The 16,328-nt window shown below is 53.1% G+C and carries 11 protein-coding genes; 1 reads left to right on the forward strand and 10 read right to left on the reverse strand.

Going from position 1 to position 16,328, the window contains the following annotated elements; translation table 11 throughout:
• Window positions 1-3,135: an efflux RND transporter permease subunit gene (locus tag IM267_RS03275; protein ID WP_193032726.1), complete on the forward strand. Its 3,135-nt coding sequence runs from the start codon at window positions 1-3 to the stop codon at window positions 3,133-3,135.
• Here IM267_RS03275 and IM267_RS03280 read toward each other — a convergent pair.
• From IM267_RS03280 to IM267_RS03325, 10 genes are all read right to left on the reverse strand, one after another.
• Complete coding sequence (locus IM267_RS03280) at window positions 3,086-4,207, reverse strand: YbdK family carboxylate-amine ligase (RefSeq protein ID WP_063868913.1); 1,122 nt, start codon at window positions 4,205-4,207, stop codon at window positions 3,086-3,088. The two genes, IM267_RS03275 and IM267_RS03280, sit on opposite strands and share 50 nt — an antisense overlap.
• Before the next feature lie 281 nt (window positions 4,208-4,488).
• Window positions 4,489-4,998, reverse strand: a complete 510-nt coding sequence (locus IM267_RS03285) for a phenolic acid decarboxylase (RefSeq protein WP_193032728.1) — start codon at window positions 4,996-4,998, stop codon at window positions 4,489-4,491.
• Between the two features lie 185 nt (window positions 4,999-5,183).
• Window positions 5,184-5,546, reverse strand: a complete 363-nt coding sequence (locus tag IM267_RS03290) for a hypothetical protein (RefSeq protein WP_193032730.1) — start codon at window positions 5,544-5,546, stop codon at window positions 5,184-5,186.
• A gap of 186 nt (window positions 5,547-5,732) precedes the next feature.
• Window positions 5,733-10,058, reverse strand: coding sequence for an inverse autotransporter beta domain-containing protein (locus IM267_RS03295; protein WP_193032732.1), 4,326 nt, complete (start codon window positions 10,056-10,058; stop codon window positions 5,733-5,735).
• A gap of 201 nt (window positions 10,059-10,259) precedes the next feature.
• Window positions 10,260-11,234, reverse strand: coding sequence for a fimbrial protein (locus IM267_RS03300; RefSeq protein WP_288789574.1), 975 nt, complete (start codon window positions 11,232-11,234; stop codon window positions 10,260-10,262).
• A 135-nt stretch (window positions 11,235-11,369) separates the two neighbouring features.
• On the reverse strand, window positions 11,370-13,733 hold the full coding sequence (locus IM267_RS03305) for a fimbria/pilus outer membrane usher protein (RefSeq protein WP_193032734.1): 2,364 nt from the start codon (window positions 13,731-13,733) through the stop codon (window positions 11,370-11,372).
• A 172-nt stretch (window positions 13,734-13,905) separates the two neighbouring features.
• Window positions 13,906-14,583, reverse strand: a complete 678-nt coding sequence (locus IM267_RS03310) for a molecular chaperone (protein WP_193032736.1) — start codon at window positions 14,581-14,583, stop codon at window positions 13,906-13,908.
• A 61-nt stretch (window positions 14,584-14,644) separates the two neighbouring features.
• Complete coding sequence (locus IM267_RS03315) at window positions 14,645-15,187, reverse strand: fimbrial protein (protein WP_112791941.1); 543 nt, start codon at window positions 15,185-15,187, stop codon at window positions 14,645-14,647.
• Window positions 15,188-15,342: 155 nt separating this feature from the next.
• Window positions 15,343-15,933, reverse strand: coding sequence for a hypothetical protein (locus tag IM267_RS03320; protein ID WP_370551719.1), 591 nt, complete (start codon window positions 15,931-15,933; stop codon window positions 15,343-15,345).
• On the reverse strand, window positions 15,930-16,328 hold a 399-nt coding region (locus IM267_RS03325), incomplete at its 5' end, for a hypothetical protein (protein WP_226847848.1). The genes IM267_RS03325 and IM267_RS03320, both read right to left, overlap by 4 nt.

A 16,328-nucleotide genomic window follows, 5' to 3' on the forward strand; every position in this document is an offset into this window, starting at 1 on the left:
ATGCTGACGTTTTTCATCAAACGCCCGCGCTTCGCGATGGTGATTGCGCTGGTCATCACCCTGCTGGGGGCCATCGCGCTGAGGATCATTCCGGTGGAGCAGTACCCGCAGATCACCCCGCCGGTGGTGAATGTCTCTGCCAGCTGGCCGGGCGCCAGCTCGGCTGACGTGGCGGAGGCCATCGCCACGCCGCTGGAGACGCAGCTTAACGGCGTAGATCACATGCTCTATATGGAGTCCACCAGTTCGGATGAAGGCAGCTACAGCCTGAACATCACCTTTGCGGCGGGCACCGATCCGGACCTCGCCGCCATCGACGTGCAGAACCGCGTGGCGCAGGCCGTGGCGCAGCTGCCGACCGAGGCACAGCAAAACGGCGTGCAGGTGCGCAAGCGCGCCACCAACCTGATGATGGGAGTAAGCCTTTACTCACCGAACAACACCCACACGCCGCTGTTTGTCAGCAACTACGCCAGCACGCAGGTGCGCGAGGCGCTGTCGCGTCTGCCGGGCGTAGGACAGGTGCAGATGTTTGGCGCGCGGGACTACAGCATGCGCATCTGGCTGCGTCCGGACCGCATGAACGCCCTGAACGTCACCACCGACGACGTGGCGCAGGCGCTGCGCGAGCAAAACGTGCAGGGGGCGGCGGGCCAGATCGGTACGCCACCGGTATTCAACGGCCAGCAGCAGACGCTGACCATCAACGGGCTGGGGCGCTTAAGCCAGGCCGAAGACTTTGCCGACATCATTATTCGCGCCGGGGAGATGGGCCAGCTGGTGCGCCTGAAGGACGTGGCGACCATTGAGCTCAGCTCGCGCAGCTACAGCTCTGGCGCCCAGCTGAACGGGCATGACTCTGCTTATCTTGGCATCTACCCGACGCCGTCCGCTAACGCCCTGCGCGTGGCCGACGCGGTGCGCGCGGAGCTGGAGCGTCTCTCGACGCGCTTTCCGGACGACCTGGTCTATGAAGTGAAATTCGACACCACCACCTTCGTTGCCGCCACCATTAAAGAGATTGGCGTCTCGCTGGCGCTGACCATGCTGGCGGTTGTGGTGGTTGTTTCCCTGTTCCTGCAAAGCTGGCGCGCGACGCTGATTGTCGCCCTCGCCATTCCGGTGTCGCTGGTGGGTACCTTTGCGGTGCTCTACGCGCTCGGCTACTCCGCCAACACGCTGAGCCTGTTCGCCATTATTCTGGCGCTGACCATGGTGGTGGATGATGCCATCGTGGTGGTTGAGAGCGTCGAAACCCTGATGGCGGAAGGGCAGAGCCGCACGGCGGCGACCGCGCTGGCGCTGCGCCAGATCGCCGGGCCGGTGATTGCCACCACGCTGGTGCTGCTGGCGGTGTTTGTGCCGGTGGCGCTCCTGCCGGGGATCGTCGGCGAGCTGTACCGCCAGTTCGCGGTGACGCTCTCCACCGCCGTCACGCTCTCAAGCCTGGTGGCGCTGACCCTGACGCCCGCGCTCTGTGCCATGCTGCTGCGCTCGCGTCCGGCGAAGCCTGCTGCGATTTTCCGTGGGTTCAACCGTGGGCTGGACGCCACGCGCACGCTTTACACCCGGATAGTGAGCGTGTTCAACCGGCGTCCGTGGCTGGCGCTGCTGGCCACCGCAGGCGCGGCAGCGGTGGTGGCGTTCAGCTTTATGTCGATGCCAAAGGGCTTCCTGCCGCAGGAAGATCAGGGCTACTTCTTCGCCAGCGTCCAGCTGCCGGAGGCGGCCTCGCTGGAGCGCACCGAAGCGGTAATGACCTCCGCGCGCGAGCTGATCGCTAAAAACCCGGCGGTGGAAGACGTGATTCAGGTCTCCGGGTTTAACATCCTCAACGGCACCAGCGCCTCCAACGGCGGGTTTATCTCCATCATGCTGAAGGACTGGAGCGAGCGCCCGCCGCTGGATGAGGTGATGGGCACCCTTCAGCGCCAGCTGCTGGCCCTGCCCGAAGCGACCATCATGACCTTCGCGCCGCCGACGCTGCCGGGGCTGGGCAACGCCTCTGGCTTCGACCTGCGCATTCAGGCGCAGGCGGGGCAGAGCCCGGCGGAGCTGGAGCGCGTTACGCGTGAGGTGCTGGCAAAAGCCAACCAGCATCCGCAGCTGAGCCGCGTGTTCACCACCTGGAGCAGCAACGTGCCGCAGCTGACGCTGACCGTTGACCGCGAGCGTGCGGCCCGGCTCGACGTGCCGGTGTCGCGCATCTTCAGCAGCCTGCAAACCGCCTTCGGCGGCACCCGCGCCGGGGATTTCAGCGTCAACAACCGCGTTTACCACGTGGTGATGCAGAACGAGATGCAGTGGCGCGAGCGCGCGGAGCAAATCAGCGAGTTGTTCGTGCGCAGCAACAGCGGCGAGCGGGTGCGACTGAGCAACCTCGTCACCATCACGCCGACCGTCGGCGCGCCATTTATTCAGCAGTACAACCAGTTCCCGTCGGTATCGGTAAGCGGTTCGGCAGCGGAAGGGGTAAGCAGCAGCACCGCGATGGCGGCGATGGGCGAAATTCTGGCGCAGAGCCTGCCTGCGGGGTACGACTACGCCTGGAGCGGCATGTCGTATCAGGAGCAGCAGACCGGCAACCAGGCGGTATGGATTGTGCTGGCGGCGGTGGTGATGGCGTGGCTGTTCCTCGTCGCCCAGTACGAGAGCTGGACGCTGCCGGCAAGCGTGATGCTCTCGGTGCTGTTCGCCATCGGCGGGGCGCTGGTCTGGCTGTGGCTGGCGGGCTACGCCAACGACGTGTACGTGCAGATCGGTCTGGTCTTGCTGATCGCGTTAGCGGCGAAAAACGCGATTCTTATCGTGGAGTTCGCCCGGGCGCGGCGGATGGACGGGATGGCGATTGTCGATGCCGCGCGGGAAGGGGCATCGCGCCGCTTCCGCGCGGTGATGATGACCGCCGTGTCGTTCATCATCGGCGTCCTGCCGATGATGCTGGCGACCGGGGCGGGTGCCCAGAGCCGCCGCATCATTGGCACCACGGTGTTCAGCGGCATGCTGGTGGCAACCGTGGTGGGGATTGTGTTCATCCCCGCGCTGTTCGTGCTGTTTCAGCGCCTGCGCGAGTGGGGCCACGGCCTTACGGACTCGTCGCCCACAGCTCGCAGTGCTTCTGAACCAGAGAAATAAGCGAGCCGCCGTCGGCGATGAAGTCCCGCATGCGCTGCGCCTCGCTCTTGCCCTGCTTTAACAGCAGGGCAATTTCCTTGATTGCGCTCGTTGCACCGAGCTTCTCGGCCGACGGCGCAACCTGCTCCAGCAGCCAGGCGATATCGTCCGCCACGGTTTTGTGCTCGCCGGTATGCACGTCCGTCAGAACCCCCTCCAGCCCGTAACGACACGCCTGAAAACGGTTAAAGCGGTACAGCAGAAAATCCCGCTCCTGATGCTTATACGGCCGCGTGGTCAGCAGCCAGTGAGACGTCGCCTGGATCAGCCCGGCGATATTAATCGCGTGGCCGAGCGTCAGCGGGGTATCCATCACTCGTACCTCCACGGTGCCGAAGTGCGGGCTGGGGCGGATGTCCCAGTGCAGATCTTTAATGCTGTCGATCATGCTGGTAGCGCTCAGGCGTCGGAACAGCCCCTCGAACTCCTGCCAGCTGTTGACCCACGGCATCTGACCGTTATCCGGGAAGCCCGAGAAGATGTTGAGACGCGACGAGGAAAACCTGGTGTCCGTGCCCTGCATATAGGGAGAGGACGCGGCGAGGGCGATAAAGTGCGGCACGAAGCGCGACAGGCCGTGCAGCAGATAAATGGCGTCGTCCCCGTTTCGGCATCCCACGTGCACGTGCTGGCCAAACACCGTCGCCTGTAAAATCAGATAGCCAAAGCGCTCCAGCGTGACGTTATAGCGCTCATCGGCGCACACTTCCTGCCGCTGCCACTTCTGGAACGGATGGGTCCCGCCGCCGCAGATCTGAATATGCTGCTCCGCCGCCGCGCGCAGGATGCTCTGCTGCATCACCGAGAACTGCGCCGCCGCCTGGTCGATGGTCTGGCACACGCCAGTGGCGATTTCGAGCATGCTTTCGGTGATGTCGTGTTTGACTTCACCGCCTTTAATGTCGTCTTTGACGGCAGCGATAAGCGCGGAAGAGTCCTGACTCAGGTCGTAGCCCGGCGGGTTCACCACCTGGAGTTCAAGCTCGATGCCGAGGGTGTAGGGTTCAGAGGATTTGAAATCAGGTAAAGGCATGGCGCACTCCGTTGTCTGTTGTGTGTTGAGTATAGACAATGGGCGTGGCGCGCTCGTGTCGTGGTGGTATAACGGATAGTAGGCTTTGCAACAGGGGAGTGACTTATGTCTGACTATCCATCGATTACAGAAGGATTTCCTGAATGACCAGGTAAGTTATTTCGGCGTACCGAATTGCGGGAGGGTTGTTGGAAGACTGATTTAATGCACAAAAAAAACAGTGTGATGGAGGCTGCAATGAAGCAGCCTTTTTAATAAATCAGATTAACAATACGCGAGAGTTATTTTTTTAGATTCTCTGGAAAATTATCGGGCAACTGGTCAGGCGGGCAATTAATAACAGATTCATTATTTACACCGCTGTCGTTGACGTATGTAATGGTTGCAAACTCGTCAATGACTTCAGTCGGATAGGCAGGACCCGCGCTGCGATACTCTTCCATTTTGTCGAGATGATCGTTCTGGAAACAAACCGTTTTCTCTGGATTGTTCATAACCCAGCGAGGGAAGAATATGGTTCCATGGAAAAGCTTGTCTCCGAGATTGGCAATCAGACTGACATCAGTACCCGTTGGCTCGGTCCAGGATACCTTATAGATCTCATTACCGACACGAACGATGTAGACATGCTGGTCTTTGACCCAGCGACCACCGACCATACCGCTGTGAATTCGGTAATCGATCGTGTTTTCATTTTTAATGTAAAGCTCGTAGTTCCAGCCGTTGTCATAAGTATAGACAAGGTGTTTACCAGTGAAACCTGAGAGATCATCTTTATTAAAGTCTGTCATGTCCCATCTCCTGAGTACTTAGATATTGCCCCGCAACGTGAAATAAAAGTATAGATGCTTTCATTGGACACAGCGTTTAGGTATGTAAGAGCATGTAAACCGTAGAGTGAAAATATGATCTCAAACTTACGCAGCTTAGGTTGGGCTCCGCGAAATTTGACTGGCATTTTTTAGGACAGGGGGCATCAATTGCGGAAATACGGTATATCGACAGGGTAAGTATTTGTGAGCGTTATCAGGCGGCAGCGTACCAGTTTTTCACTGTCTGCATACCAGAAAGAAAATTGCCCGGTGGTCTGGTTAAAAATCATCTGGTCAAGATTAGCAAAGGGGAAGATAAGAAGTGATCCCTTGCGAAAGTGTCCCGCTCCTGTTTCAAACTGATTTCCCCCCCATGATTCCTGTGAGTGTTCGTAGCGGTGAAGGATGACCTCGATCTGACCGCGCATTGGGCAAAACAACCTGATAGCTGAATTTTCGAGGGATAAAGCATACGACGAAACTGAATAAAAAAAAGTTAATACAAATATTTTGACGTGTTTGATCATTGAAAATCCTTTGACAATCTCTCCGCTCTTTAGGGCGGGAATTTCTACGACCGGACAGTGATGAGCCGCCGCAATAATAATACAGGGAATCTCCCTGTATTATTATTTTACTCAGCGCGTTATCGGCATTACCCATACTCACTACGAATCTGCATCTGTGTGGATGGGTATGTCACGTGTTCACGGTTAATTTACCGCTGCACAGTTAATGCTCTGGCTGTAACTTAACCAGTCAATAACGCACTGGTTGCTCCCTTTATTTAGATAGTTGAACTTAACACTGAATTTATTGGTTGCCAGTATTGATTCAACGGTAGGGACCCAGGTGCCATATTCTCCCGCGACGGCATACTGGGTTCCATTCTTCCAGGGCTGACTGAACCAGTTATCGGTCACGGTAATAGGCCCTCTTGAAGGCTGACCACGCACGCCAATTGAGGAGCGATTGCTGGTACCGTAGCGCCCATAATCAAACCAGTTTTGCGTTACTTCCATAAACGCACCGGCGCCTGCTGACTGATATCTGTGCATATCAAACTGATGATAAGCTCCGGTTCCGCCGCCGTTAAGTACCAGGTTATGGTGCGCCGCGTAGCCTTCTCCAGCCATACCGCTTCCGGCAATTGAATGCCGGTTACTGTTGAACAGGTTACAGGCAACCTCTGCCGTGGCATTACCGTTTTGCACAACCACGCCATACCCGAGCTCTTTTTTAATATTCTGATGAATATAGCTGTGATGAACCCGCACATTCGTTGATTTTTTTACGCTCACCGCAGCCCAGGGCCATCCCCAGAGCTCCATATTGTCGACCTCAACATTATGGCTGCCTTCAACGGTCTGGATACCAATAGTGGTATTTTTCGTCAGGGTTCCTTTATAGGGGCCTTCATATCGGATACCCGAAATACGCGTATTGCTGTCCATCATGATAATCGGGAATTTATTTTCTTCTTCGCTCATGTAAGGAATACTCAGGCGCGCTCCTTCGCTGCCGTTTGCCCCACGATCGCTAAAAATAGTGGTTCCGCTTTTGATGAAGAGCGCGTTTTGCCGGACCGGTAATTCAATTTCAACATCGCCGGGAATATAGATATAGGGGGTGCCGGCATCGACCAGCGCCTTTAGTGTGGCATAGTCAGTAGCCTCCTGATAATTCACGCTGTCTTTATCTATCCGGCTCGCATAGCCTTCTCCGCCACCGACGACAGAGCACTGACCGTTTGCATCAAGTAGCTGGGTGGTGACGACGACGTTCAGCTCCAGCGGCGAGGATACCGTGCCTTTTCTGTCAACGGCGCGGATCGTAACGGGATAACGGTTTTCGCCGCCCACGATAAAGCCCGGCAAGGTCAGCATGAAGGTCCCTTCTTTCTCCGTAATGGTGCCGCCGGCGGATTTGAAGGCGGAAGCCTCAATCTGGTAATTTGCGACGCCGTACAGGCTCTGAACCTCGGGCGTCACCTCGGTTGTGCTGCCCTCAAAGCCCGTGACAGCCGTCTCCGCGGTGATGGTGAAGGGCGCCTGGCTGACGACAACCTCTATTTTCGTCGGCTCGCTGATATTGCCGTGCGGATCCTTTCCGGTAACCGTGATGCTGTAGTGGTTGCTTCCCGTTGCCTGCCATGCGGGCATGACAAAATGATAGTCAGGCAGTGTGCCGGTAATCTTACCGCCTGCGGCAAGGAAATCCTCCGCGCTGAACTGGACATCACTTACGGTGGTTCCCTCTGACACCACGTTTATGGTGGTATCCACCGTTTCCTGCTCAGTTCCGGTCAGCGTGTCGGGCGCCGAAACGGCAATGCTGACAGGCTGCACCTCTAACGTCAGGGTGACCGGTGTCGACGAGCGGCCAGACTTATCCCACGCGACAGCGCGCACGGAATAGCGGTTGGTTCCCTCTTTTTTCCATAAAGGCAGCGTGAACCGCCAGGCATTTGTGCCGTCCTGCGTAATTTTTCCACCAGCGCTGAAAAATGCTTCACCCTGCCACTCGATGCGATCGATGCCGGACTGGGCGCTGGCCTGCGGCGTAACGACAAGCTCCTCACCTGACTTGCCCGTCAGATTTTCATCAAGAACAAGGTTAATGGCCGCTGAAAGTACTGAAACCGTGGCGGTTACCGGCGCGGAACGGTGGTTTTGGTCGTCACCTGCGGTAAGGGTAATTGCATACTGGTTGGAGCCCGAGTCCGACCATGCAGGCAGCTCCAGCCAGACTTTATCTTTTTCGACGGTGACTTTACCCCCATGGGCAACAAACTCGGGCGCCTCCCAGTCGAGCCGGGTGACGGCGGTTTTTGCATCAATCGTCAGCGGCAGCGCAATACGCTCTCCCTCATTACCCTTCACCTCTGGCGGAACGGTGAGCACAATCGCGCCAGGCTCAACCACAATTGTCAGGGTGACCGGTGTCGATGAGTGGCCAGACTTATCCCACGCGACAGCGCGCACGGAATAGCGGTTGGCCCCCTCTTTTTTCCATAAGGGCAGGGTGAACCGCCAGGCATTTGTGCCGTCCTGCGTAATTTTTCCGCCGGCGCTGAAAAATGCCTCACCCTGCCACTCGATGCGATCAATATTGGACTGGGCGCTGGCCTGCGGCGTAACGATGAGCTCCTCACCAGAGTTACCCGTCAGATTTTCATCGAGAACAAGGTTAATGGCCGCTGAAGCCACAGAAACCGTGGCGGTAACCGGCGCGGAACGGTGGTTTTGGTCGTCACCTGCGGTAAGGGTAATTGCATACTGGTTGGAGCCCGAGTCCGACCATGCAGGCAGCTCCAGCCAGACTTTATCTTTTTCGACGGTGACTTTACCCCCATGGGCAACAAACTCGGGCGCCTCCCAGTCGAGTCGGGTGACGGCAGTTTTGGCATCAATCGTCAGCGGCAGCGCAATACGCTCCCCTTCGTTACCCTCCACCTCTGGCGGAACGGTGAGCACAATAGAGCGCGGTTCGACCACGATCCGGGCTGAAGCGGTGTTAGAAACGTTCCCCTCGCTGTCACTCACCGTTACTTCAATGGGATAACTGTTTTCACCGCCAGCCTTATAGGGAGGCAGAACGACGCTATAGTTCAGGCTCAGATTGTCCGCTTCTGGAGCACGCGTCTGGATAAACTTGCCTCCGGCGGCAAGAAATTCCGGTGCCTTCCAGTCAACTTTACCGATGGTGCCGGTACTGCGAACATTAAGGCCGAGGGCCAGCGTTTGTCCCTCTTCACCCTTGAGGTCGCCTGCCAGCGAGATTTTGACATCCAATGGCAGAACATCCACCTCAACGCGGAACGGCGCTGATAAGTTGCCTTTTTCATCAATGGCACGCCCCTCCAGCAGATAGTGATTACTGCCGGTTGTTTGCCATTCGGGCAGAACGATGACATAGGCGCCGTTTACATTGGTGATATCGCCACCTGCGGCGAAGAAATCCTGACCCTGCCAGCCAATTCCGGCCACGGCATAGCGCGAAGAGATGTCCAGGTTTAACGCGAGCTGGCTGCTTTCAACGCCCGAAACCTTGTGATGCGGAGCCACGGAAAACAGGCGATCCTTTTTGTATTCCAGAACAATAACGTTGTTTCTGTCCACCAGATCATAGCGAGAGCCCGCCAGCGTGCGGTTAAAGCGAACACGCTCGGGATCAAGCTGCGTTTTGAGCGGCAAACCAAACTGCCAGGAGAGGTTCAACCCTATGGAAAATTCGTCACCGCCGCCACGCGTGTTAACCGTTTTTTGCAGTGAAATTCCCGCCAGGGGGACAGGGGTGTAATTCAGACCTAAGGTCAGTACCTGAGGATTTTTCTGAAGATCATCCGGGCCAAAAATACCGACTTGATCGCCATAATACCGAGCCCAGGTAATTTTTCCGCCAAGCTGAGGCAAACCCGGTAGCCAGGCTTCTGTCCGGATATCAAAGCCATTAGCGACGCGTTCGTGGTAGTCTGTGAGATCCCGCGAGCGCTTCCAGTCGCTGAGCCGGTAATAGCCATTGGCAGAAACGCGAAAGAAATCGCGTGCATACTCAAGACCTGTGCCCAGGCGCTTATGCTGGCGACTGACGTCGTAATCATAAAACATATTGGCACCGAACATGGCGGAGTCAGAAGGCCAGAATCGATACCCCATGCCGAGATTTGCCATGGTTCTGTCGTCGATCCGCCTAATCCCCGTCTGGGAAAAAAACAGATGGCTGCGGTTTTCGTAAAGGGGCAGTAAAAAATCAAATTCACTGCCGTCAAGGTGCGCGCTGCTTAAATTCAACTTCACTCTTGCCGTGCCAAATGAAGAAAGGCTTTGCTGAACGGCCGAGCTGAATAATCCTGAGGCCATGCTGCCGCCGACGGCGCTGATGCGATCGGCGGAAGCGTCCTGCCCCAGCACCTGCGCCAGCTTAGCGCCTGCGCCAGCTCTTGCCCGGAAGAGGGTTTCTTCACGGCTGATTTCTTCCTCATGCAGCGCGCGATAGACACTCTCCCTGACCGTCATGGCGCGATCGTTCGTATTCATCTCACTTCCCGCAGCCAGTCCTGGCTGCATGAAAAGCACAATATACATCCCGTGCTTTCGCTTAAAATGGGATAGGCAGCTGACCACCATATTGATAATTACTCCCTTGCTTATACAGGCGCACTTTTGACATTGATAATTTATATAAGCGTGCGCGCTAAATTATATTAAAAGTCTTACCCACGTATTTAGACTCAAATATCATCGATAGGTCATCGTGAAGGATGCCGTAGCGTTTATTGTTCCGGGTTGAATGTTTTTGTCCGTCTGATAGTAGGCAGCCTTAAATGGAATATTCACGATTTCCCCATTGGAAGTCGTGATAGCGTGATTGATCATGCTGCCAAATTTCACAGGTGAATCTTGATGCAAAATCTGAATGCCAACCCCGCTGGCAGTGGATGCGCTGCTAAGGCCTAATACTCCGTTGGCGGCGTCTGCAAGTACCGAGACATTATCCAGCGTTACGTTCACAGATGTTTGTGCATCACAATTAAGCGATACATTGAAATTTACTGGGTTTTGGGTACTGCCAATGCCATTAAATTTAGAGGCAACGGCAAATCCCATATCAATATTTAAATTGCTATCCTGTACCAGACACGAAACGGTATTGGTATTGACGCCTGATATAAGGTATTTAAACAGAGGCTGTCGCTGTACGTTTTTACTTACTGGCGTGCTGTACTGAATCGCAATGACGAGTGGGGAAATTATGCCCGTCCTGGGCGTTGACGCCGTTTTGACCAGCTCAAAGGTATCATTGAAGGTTGCCCCTTTTTGCGATATGCCTCGCTGCCAGGTGCTCAGGTTCAGCGAACCGTTAGTAACGGTGCCCGTAGCCCCGGTGGTACTGGAATAGTTTTTCCAGCGTAATCCAATTCCTTCAACGTTTGTGGCCCGTACGCCCGCTATCACCGAAGCACCATTGTCAATATTTGTTGGCGCCAGCTGAATTGCCCAGGACCCTTCCGCTGTGGTTTGACCTTTCGCATCGCAGTTGATGGGATGGTTAACCGTTACCGAACCCAGCACACTTCCGACGGGTACATCCCGCTGAATAAGAATATTTTGATCGAAGTTAACGTTGACATCCGATGCTGTACATAAAGCGTAAGTATTGACTGACATAAAACTGCCTGCAATGAGGCTAATAATTTTAAAAAATGTGCGCACAGCGAATTCCTTAATTATGTCTGGCAATGTTGCGGAAAATGCTTTTCCACAACATCACTGAAGCGATATTCATCTATAAAACCGCGTATTAAAGTTGTTAGCTATCCTCGCAATAATTCATTCTCTGACTTTTTATCACTGACATAGCGCGGTTATACGTTGAATAGCCCCGGGGCGGTTTTCATGTTTTATCGTTGTCTGGCAATTTATCTGACCCCAGGTCGCTGAAATACGATCGCCGTTATTCAGACCGCTCAGGTAAACCTCACCATCATTACCAACGATGCTCATCACGTCACGGCCCTCCAGCTTGACCATTGATCCAAAGGGTACGGGCCCATTTTTGTAGCGCAGTTTAATTAACGCGCGGTAGCCCGTTCTGGCATTGAACGTTGCGCGCACAACCGCGCCGCGGGTCGGTACCACGTTAACCACAGATTCTGCGATATCGGTATCAGGTCCGAGCGAACGGGTATCAATAGCGATACGGTTCTCCTGATAAGCGCTGGTATAAGGAACAATCGCGTAGCCGCGCCAGTCGGTTTTCACCCCCGGATTATTGCGCACCTTCAGGCCTGATGCCCCCTCGGCCTTCACCAGCGCAACGGTGTCGCCGAGCGGTTGCGAGAACGTTACGCCGTCTTCATGAGCGACAATACCGCCCTGCACACCAACGTTAAGCTGGCTGTTATCCCGGCTGTAGTTATAACCTGCGCTGACGGTGCCGTAGCCGCCTTTATAGGTGCCGCTGACCGAACTTCTGGACTGGCTCCCCGATGAGGTATACCCCTGTTGAAGCGAATAACTGAAATTGTTATCAGCAAGCGCTGTACCGCTCAGCCCCACCTGATGCGTTTCGCCGCCCTTTTTTTGGGCGTTCACGCTGTAGCTGGCCCAGCTTTTCGGCAACCATTTACTGAGCGGCACCTGCAAGCTGAAGGCGAGGATCTGATCCTTTTGCGGCACGCCAGGGGTTTCGCTGTAGGTGTAGCTCAGCGAATAGCCGATCTCGTTGATGCTGGTGTTAATGCCCGTACTGATGCTGCGTTCATACCCTTCCCGTCGCCAGTAGTCTTGCTGGTAGGCGCTAATATAAAAGCTCCCCCAGCTCATCAAGGACTGATTAAGATTAAGCTGTAGTCGGCTTCGTTTGTTGTAGCGCTGGCTGGCGTAGTCGTTTACCTCCTGAAAAGTATAAAACCCCTCGGTGGAATATCGGTAGCTGGCCAGCGTTACCGTGGTATCAGTGGTCGTCACCGTTTTCGAATACTGCACCCGATAGGATTGTCCACGGCTTCGCCTGACTTCGTCCTGCTTAAGCTTACTGTCGGCCAGGGTAACATCCGCAGAAAGCGACCCGATCTCACCAAAACTTAAGCCCGCACCCAGTACGCCGGCAAGATAGTTATCTGCGCCCAGCATGCCGCCATAAAGAGTAAGCGTGTTTGACACGCCCCAGGCCAGGGTACCCTGACCAAATGAGGGCTTCTGCGCATTATCTTTGGTGGTACGGTATTCACCGCCGCTCAGCGAGTATTTTAACCGCTCCTCACGCAGCATGATGGGTACTGCTGAAAAAGGCTGGATAAATCGCTGCTCGCTGCCGTCGGCTTCGGCAACCGTAACCTCAAGATCGCCGCTGGTGGAAGTAGGATAAAGATCGCGTATCTCGAAGCTGCCCGGCGCAACATAGGTTTGATAAATCGTGTAGCCGTTTTGCTTAACGGTGACCATCGCATTGCTGCGGGCAATGCCGCGGATCGTTGGCGCAAAACCGCGCATGCTCTCGGGCAGCATGGTGTCGTCTGAATAAATCTGTATGCCCCGAAACATAATGCTGTCGAAAATATCTCCCGGCGTGCTTGTTTCGCCAAGCTGTAGCTGTCCTTTCAAAAATTGTATATCGCGGCTCAGCGTCGTACTGACGGACGAAAAATCATGCTCTTTATTACTTTTAATGGCGGTACTGTAATTACGTAGCCGCCAGGGCCCCAGATTCAGACCGCTCTGTAGGTTCAGATAAAGCTGATCCTGCGTCTTTCCCTGATTTACCCAATTGCGCGAGCCATTGGCACTGTAGTTGAGCAGCAGCGCCGGGATCCCCTGATCCCAACGGGAAGGGTCAACCGTGCCGCGTGCACGAATGTTAAGCGCTGACTGAGGAATGGATATATCTAGCCTTTGCTTATCAAAATTCAGGCGAGCGCTGGCATCAGGTATAAAGGCGCCAGGGTTGGTGATAATCGTTCCTTCCGGCAGTGCCGCCAGCTTCGGAAAAAGCTGGGTCCGTACACCAAGCATCTCAAGCATGCCGCGGTTTAGCTCAGGCGCCAGCCCCACACCATTCAGGGCTACAAAAGAAATATTCTCCGTCCGAACATATTCATTGTTAAGCCAGATTTCTACCCTGTAGGTACCGGGCAACTGCTCTCCATGTTCAAAACGGCTTAGATCAATGCTTTTTGCCGATGTGTGCGTCTTTTCCAGCGCGTCAGACATAAAATATAATTCACCTGCCTTTGCAGGAAACAGACCGGAAATTAACAGGGCAATAGCAGACAGCCGGATAACTTTAAAAGCTTTCATTTCCGGTTTAATTAATTTTCGGCAATTAAAGTCAGTCTTCACTTTGCTTTCCTGCTGGGATGACATGGCTGAATCTATTTCTTAATTACGGCAATCTCTGACGCGCTTCTTCAGTAACGCCGCCGAAATCATTTATCGCTTTCCAGGTAACATCCCGTCCCGCAGCGGTGATATGTGCCGTACCGAACGGTGCTACCATCGGCGGGTGTTCAATAGCCTGACTGCCCACTTTTAAAGAAAACAACGACACGTAATAGGGGGTTGGATTAGAGATAACAATCCGATCTCCGCTACGCTCATAGTGCAGGTTTTTCCAGGCATCATTTACCTTGTCGGTTGCTAATTTTGCCGGCCGATAGAAAAGCTTCATGCGCGTCTTAACGGCAATAAGCAGTTGGTTGTGATCCGATTTTTCCATAGATGGAATCGACTTTACGTTAAGCCAAAAGAGGGATTCACGATCTTGCGGCAGCATCTGTTCCCCGGTGTAAATAATACGAAGGGTATTTTCATGCTCTCCGTCCAGACGAAACAGCGGTGGTGTGACAATAAAAGGTACTTTAGCAGGTGAATTTTCTTCCAGTTCAATCCATGACTGAATGAGATAAGGAATTGAGTTCTTACTATTAATCACCGATATTGACGCTTCGTTTTCTTCACCATTGTAAATCAGCCGTGTGCCGCCAACGGTAATGCCAGCATTGACTGAAAGCGTGAATAAGCAAGCAGTGAGTAAAAGAATAGCGTGAAGGAGACTGCTCATATTACAACTCCATGATCCCATCGGGAAACAGGCGGGCGTGCAGCGGGCACGCCCGAACGTCTTACTGGTAGGTGATAGTAAAATCTGATGAGGCATTAGCCGTACCGGCTGTAACCGTAGCTTCGGTTGCCTTGTATTTAGCAACAAATGCCATCTGATTACTGTTTGAAGCCGTAGTATCAAGCGTCAGGCTTTTAGACAGCGTGGCGAGAGGGATGGGCGTAACGCCATCTTTTTCATACAGCGCGACGCCTACTCCTTTGGCCGTCTGACCTGAGCTAAGCGCAAGTATGCTGGTATCATTAGCATCAGCTGTGCCATCAAATTTAACTGATGCGGTTTTAACCGCCGTCGGGCAATTATCAAGCACTATTGTAAAGCGAGTTGCTGCCGCTACATCGCCTTTTGCGCTGAATGAGCTCTTGGGAATTTGTCCGAGGTCAACAGTCTGGGTAGCAGTACCTGTGTTAACCGTGCACGCCGAATCCAGAATAGTTCCGGTAAAATTAATCTTCCCATCGGCAGCTTGAGCCGCAAAGGAAATACCGGTGACGACAGCAGCTGCCAGCACATTACGAACAAGACGGGGCATTTTATTTTGCATAGCTATATATCCTTATGATTGAACAAATATCTGCTGCGGACGTTATCCATAGCAGGATTGGCGGTTTAATACCGCCTTATAAAAATATTCAAGAAGATCAAAAGGAATACTTCTGACCAAAAAACACATTACTAGATAAGGTTGCTACTTATAATTTACATAAAAGCCCTTCTGGAAACCCCTTCAGAAGACAGCATTAAAATGAGTTGCTTTAACTCCAGGCTGCTACCTAAAAAAAGACGGCTCTTTACATACTGTAATCTATTGGTATCAGATCTGTTTTTACGCAAATAAATTTTATTTGTTGGGTCGTAAATGTTTACCAGAAAATCAAAATAATCTTCTGATAAAGTATCTTTCAATCTTTGATGCAATACATTAACTAAACTACAGGATGATTCTACCAGAGTGAATTTTGCTGCACGGCTGCAAATCTTCTTTAGTTCTTTGATTGTCGTTATTAGCCCAAATGCTTTAAGGAAGCTATTTGCGGCAATGTTTTCTGGTACAATAAAATGGGTCTGCCTGGATAATCCCCTCGCAGCCAGGCGCGAGTGGAGCCAGCGAATATTGTCTCCCGTTTCATGAACCGTATCGATGATAATATAGGGTTTGTCAAAAACCGTCGCGCAAACTAAAAATGCCAGACGATTATCAAAGAAAAAAATCTGTCTATTTTCAGGAGATAGTGTTATGATCGCCTGACGCATTGCAAAATTTCTGGTAAAAACAAGTACAGCTGTCACTGCTTCTGTCCTTTCGAGCTAATCTCATTTTTAATAAATGATTGTTTTTTGACAACATATACACGTTCCAGAGCATCCTGTTCTATTTTATATGCTTTACCGTCCAGCCTTGAGAATGGATACCTTTCAAAGCCAACGCTGTTAAATGCAAGCTGAATCTTCTTTACCATCGACAGTAAATATGATTTTGAACAGCGTAATCCATTATCATAAAATACATGAATGATAATATCTTCATCATACACAACACCCGTGTCCATTTCAGACAGCAAATATTCGAAAAGTCTGGCTTTAGTGGCTCCAAACCTTTTGATACGCCCATTTTTGATGTTGATTAACGTTCTGGTAGAAAGCCTGTACTCCAGATTTTGAAAAATATTATATCCATATAGAAT

Origin of the sequence: Enterobacter cloacae complex sp. P15RS (assembly GCF_014895905.1) — a bacterium.
GTDB lineage: Bacteria > Pseudomonadota > Gammaproteobacteria > Enterobacterales > Enterobacteriaceae > Enterobacter > Enterobacter quasihormaechei.

What these genes read in the sequence shown, in the direction of transcription:
- IM267_RS03275 (WP_193032726.1), top strand. Translation starts at nt 1, where the DNA reads ATGCTGACGTTTTTCATCAAACGCCCGCGCTTCGCGATGGTGATTGCG.
- IM267_RS03280 (WP_063868913.1), bottom strand. Translation starts at nt 4,207, where the DNA reads ATGCCTTTACCTGATTTCAAATCCTCTGAACCCTACACCCTCGGCATC.
- IM267_RS03285 (WP_193032728.1), bottom strand. Translation starts at nt 4,998, where the DNA reads ATGACAGACTTTAATAAAGATGATCTCTCAGGTTTCACTGGTAAACAC.
- IM267_RS03290 (WP_193032730.1), bottom strand. Translation starts at nt 5,546, where the DNA reads ATGATCAAACACGTCAAAATATTTGTATTAACTTTTTTTTATTCAGTT.
- IM267_RS03295 (WP_193032732.1), bottom strand. Translation starts at nt 10,058, where the DNA reads ATGAATACGAACGATCGCGCCATGACGGTCAGGGAGAGTGTCTATCGC.
- IM267_RS03305 (WP_193032734.1), bottom strand. Translation starts at nt 13,733, where the DNA reads ATGTCTGACGCGCTGGAAAAGACGCACACATCGGCAAAAAGCATTGAT.
- IM267_RS03310 (WP_193032736.1), bottom strand. Translation starts at nt 14,583, where the DNA reads ATGAGCAGTCTCCTTCACGCTATTCTTTTACTCACTGCTTGCTTATTC.
- IM267_RS03315 (WP_112791941.1), bottom strand. Translation starts at nt 15,187, where the DNA reads ATGCAAAATAAAATGCCCCGTCTTGTTCGTAATGTGCTGGCAGCTGCT.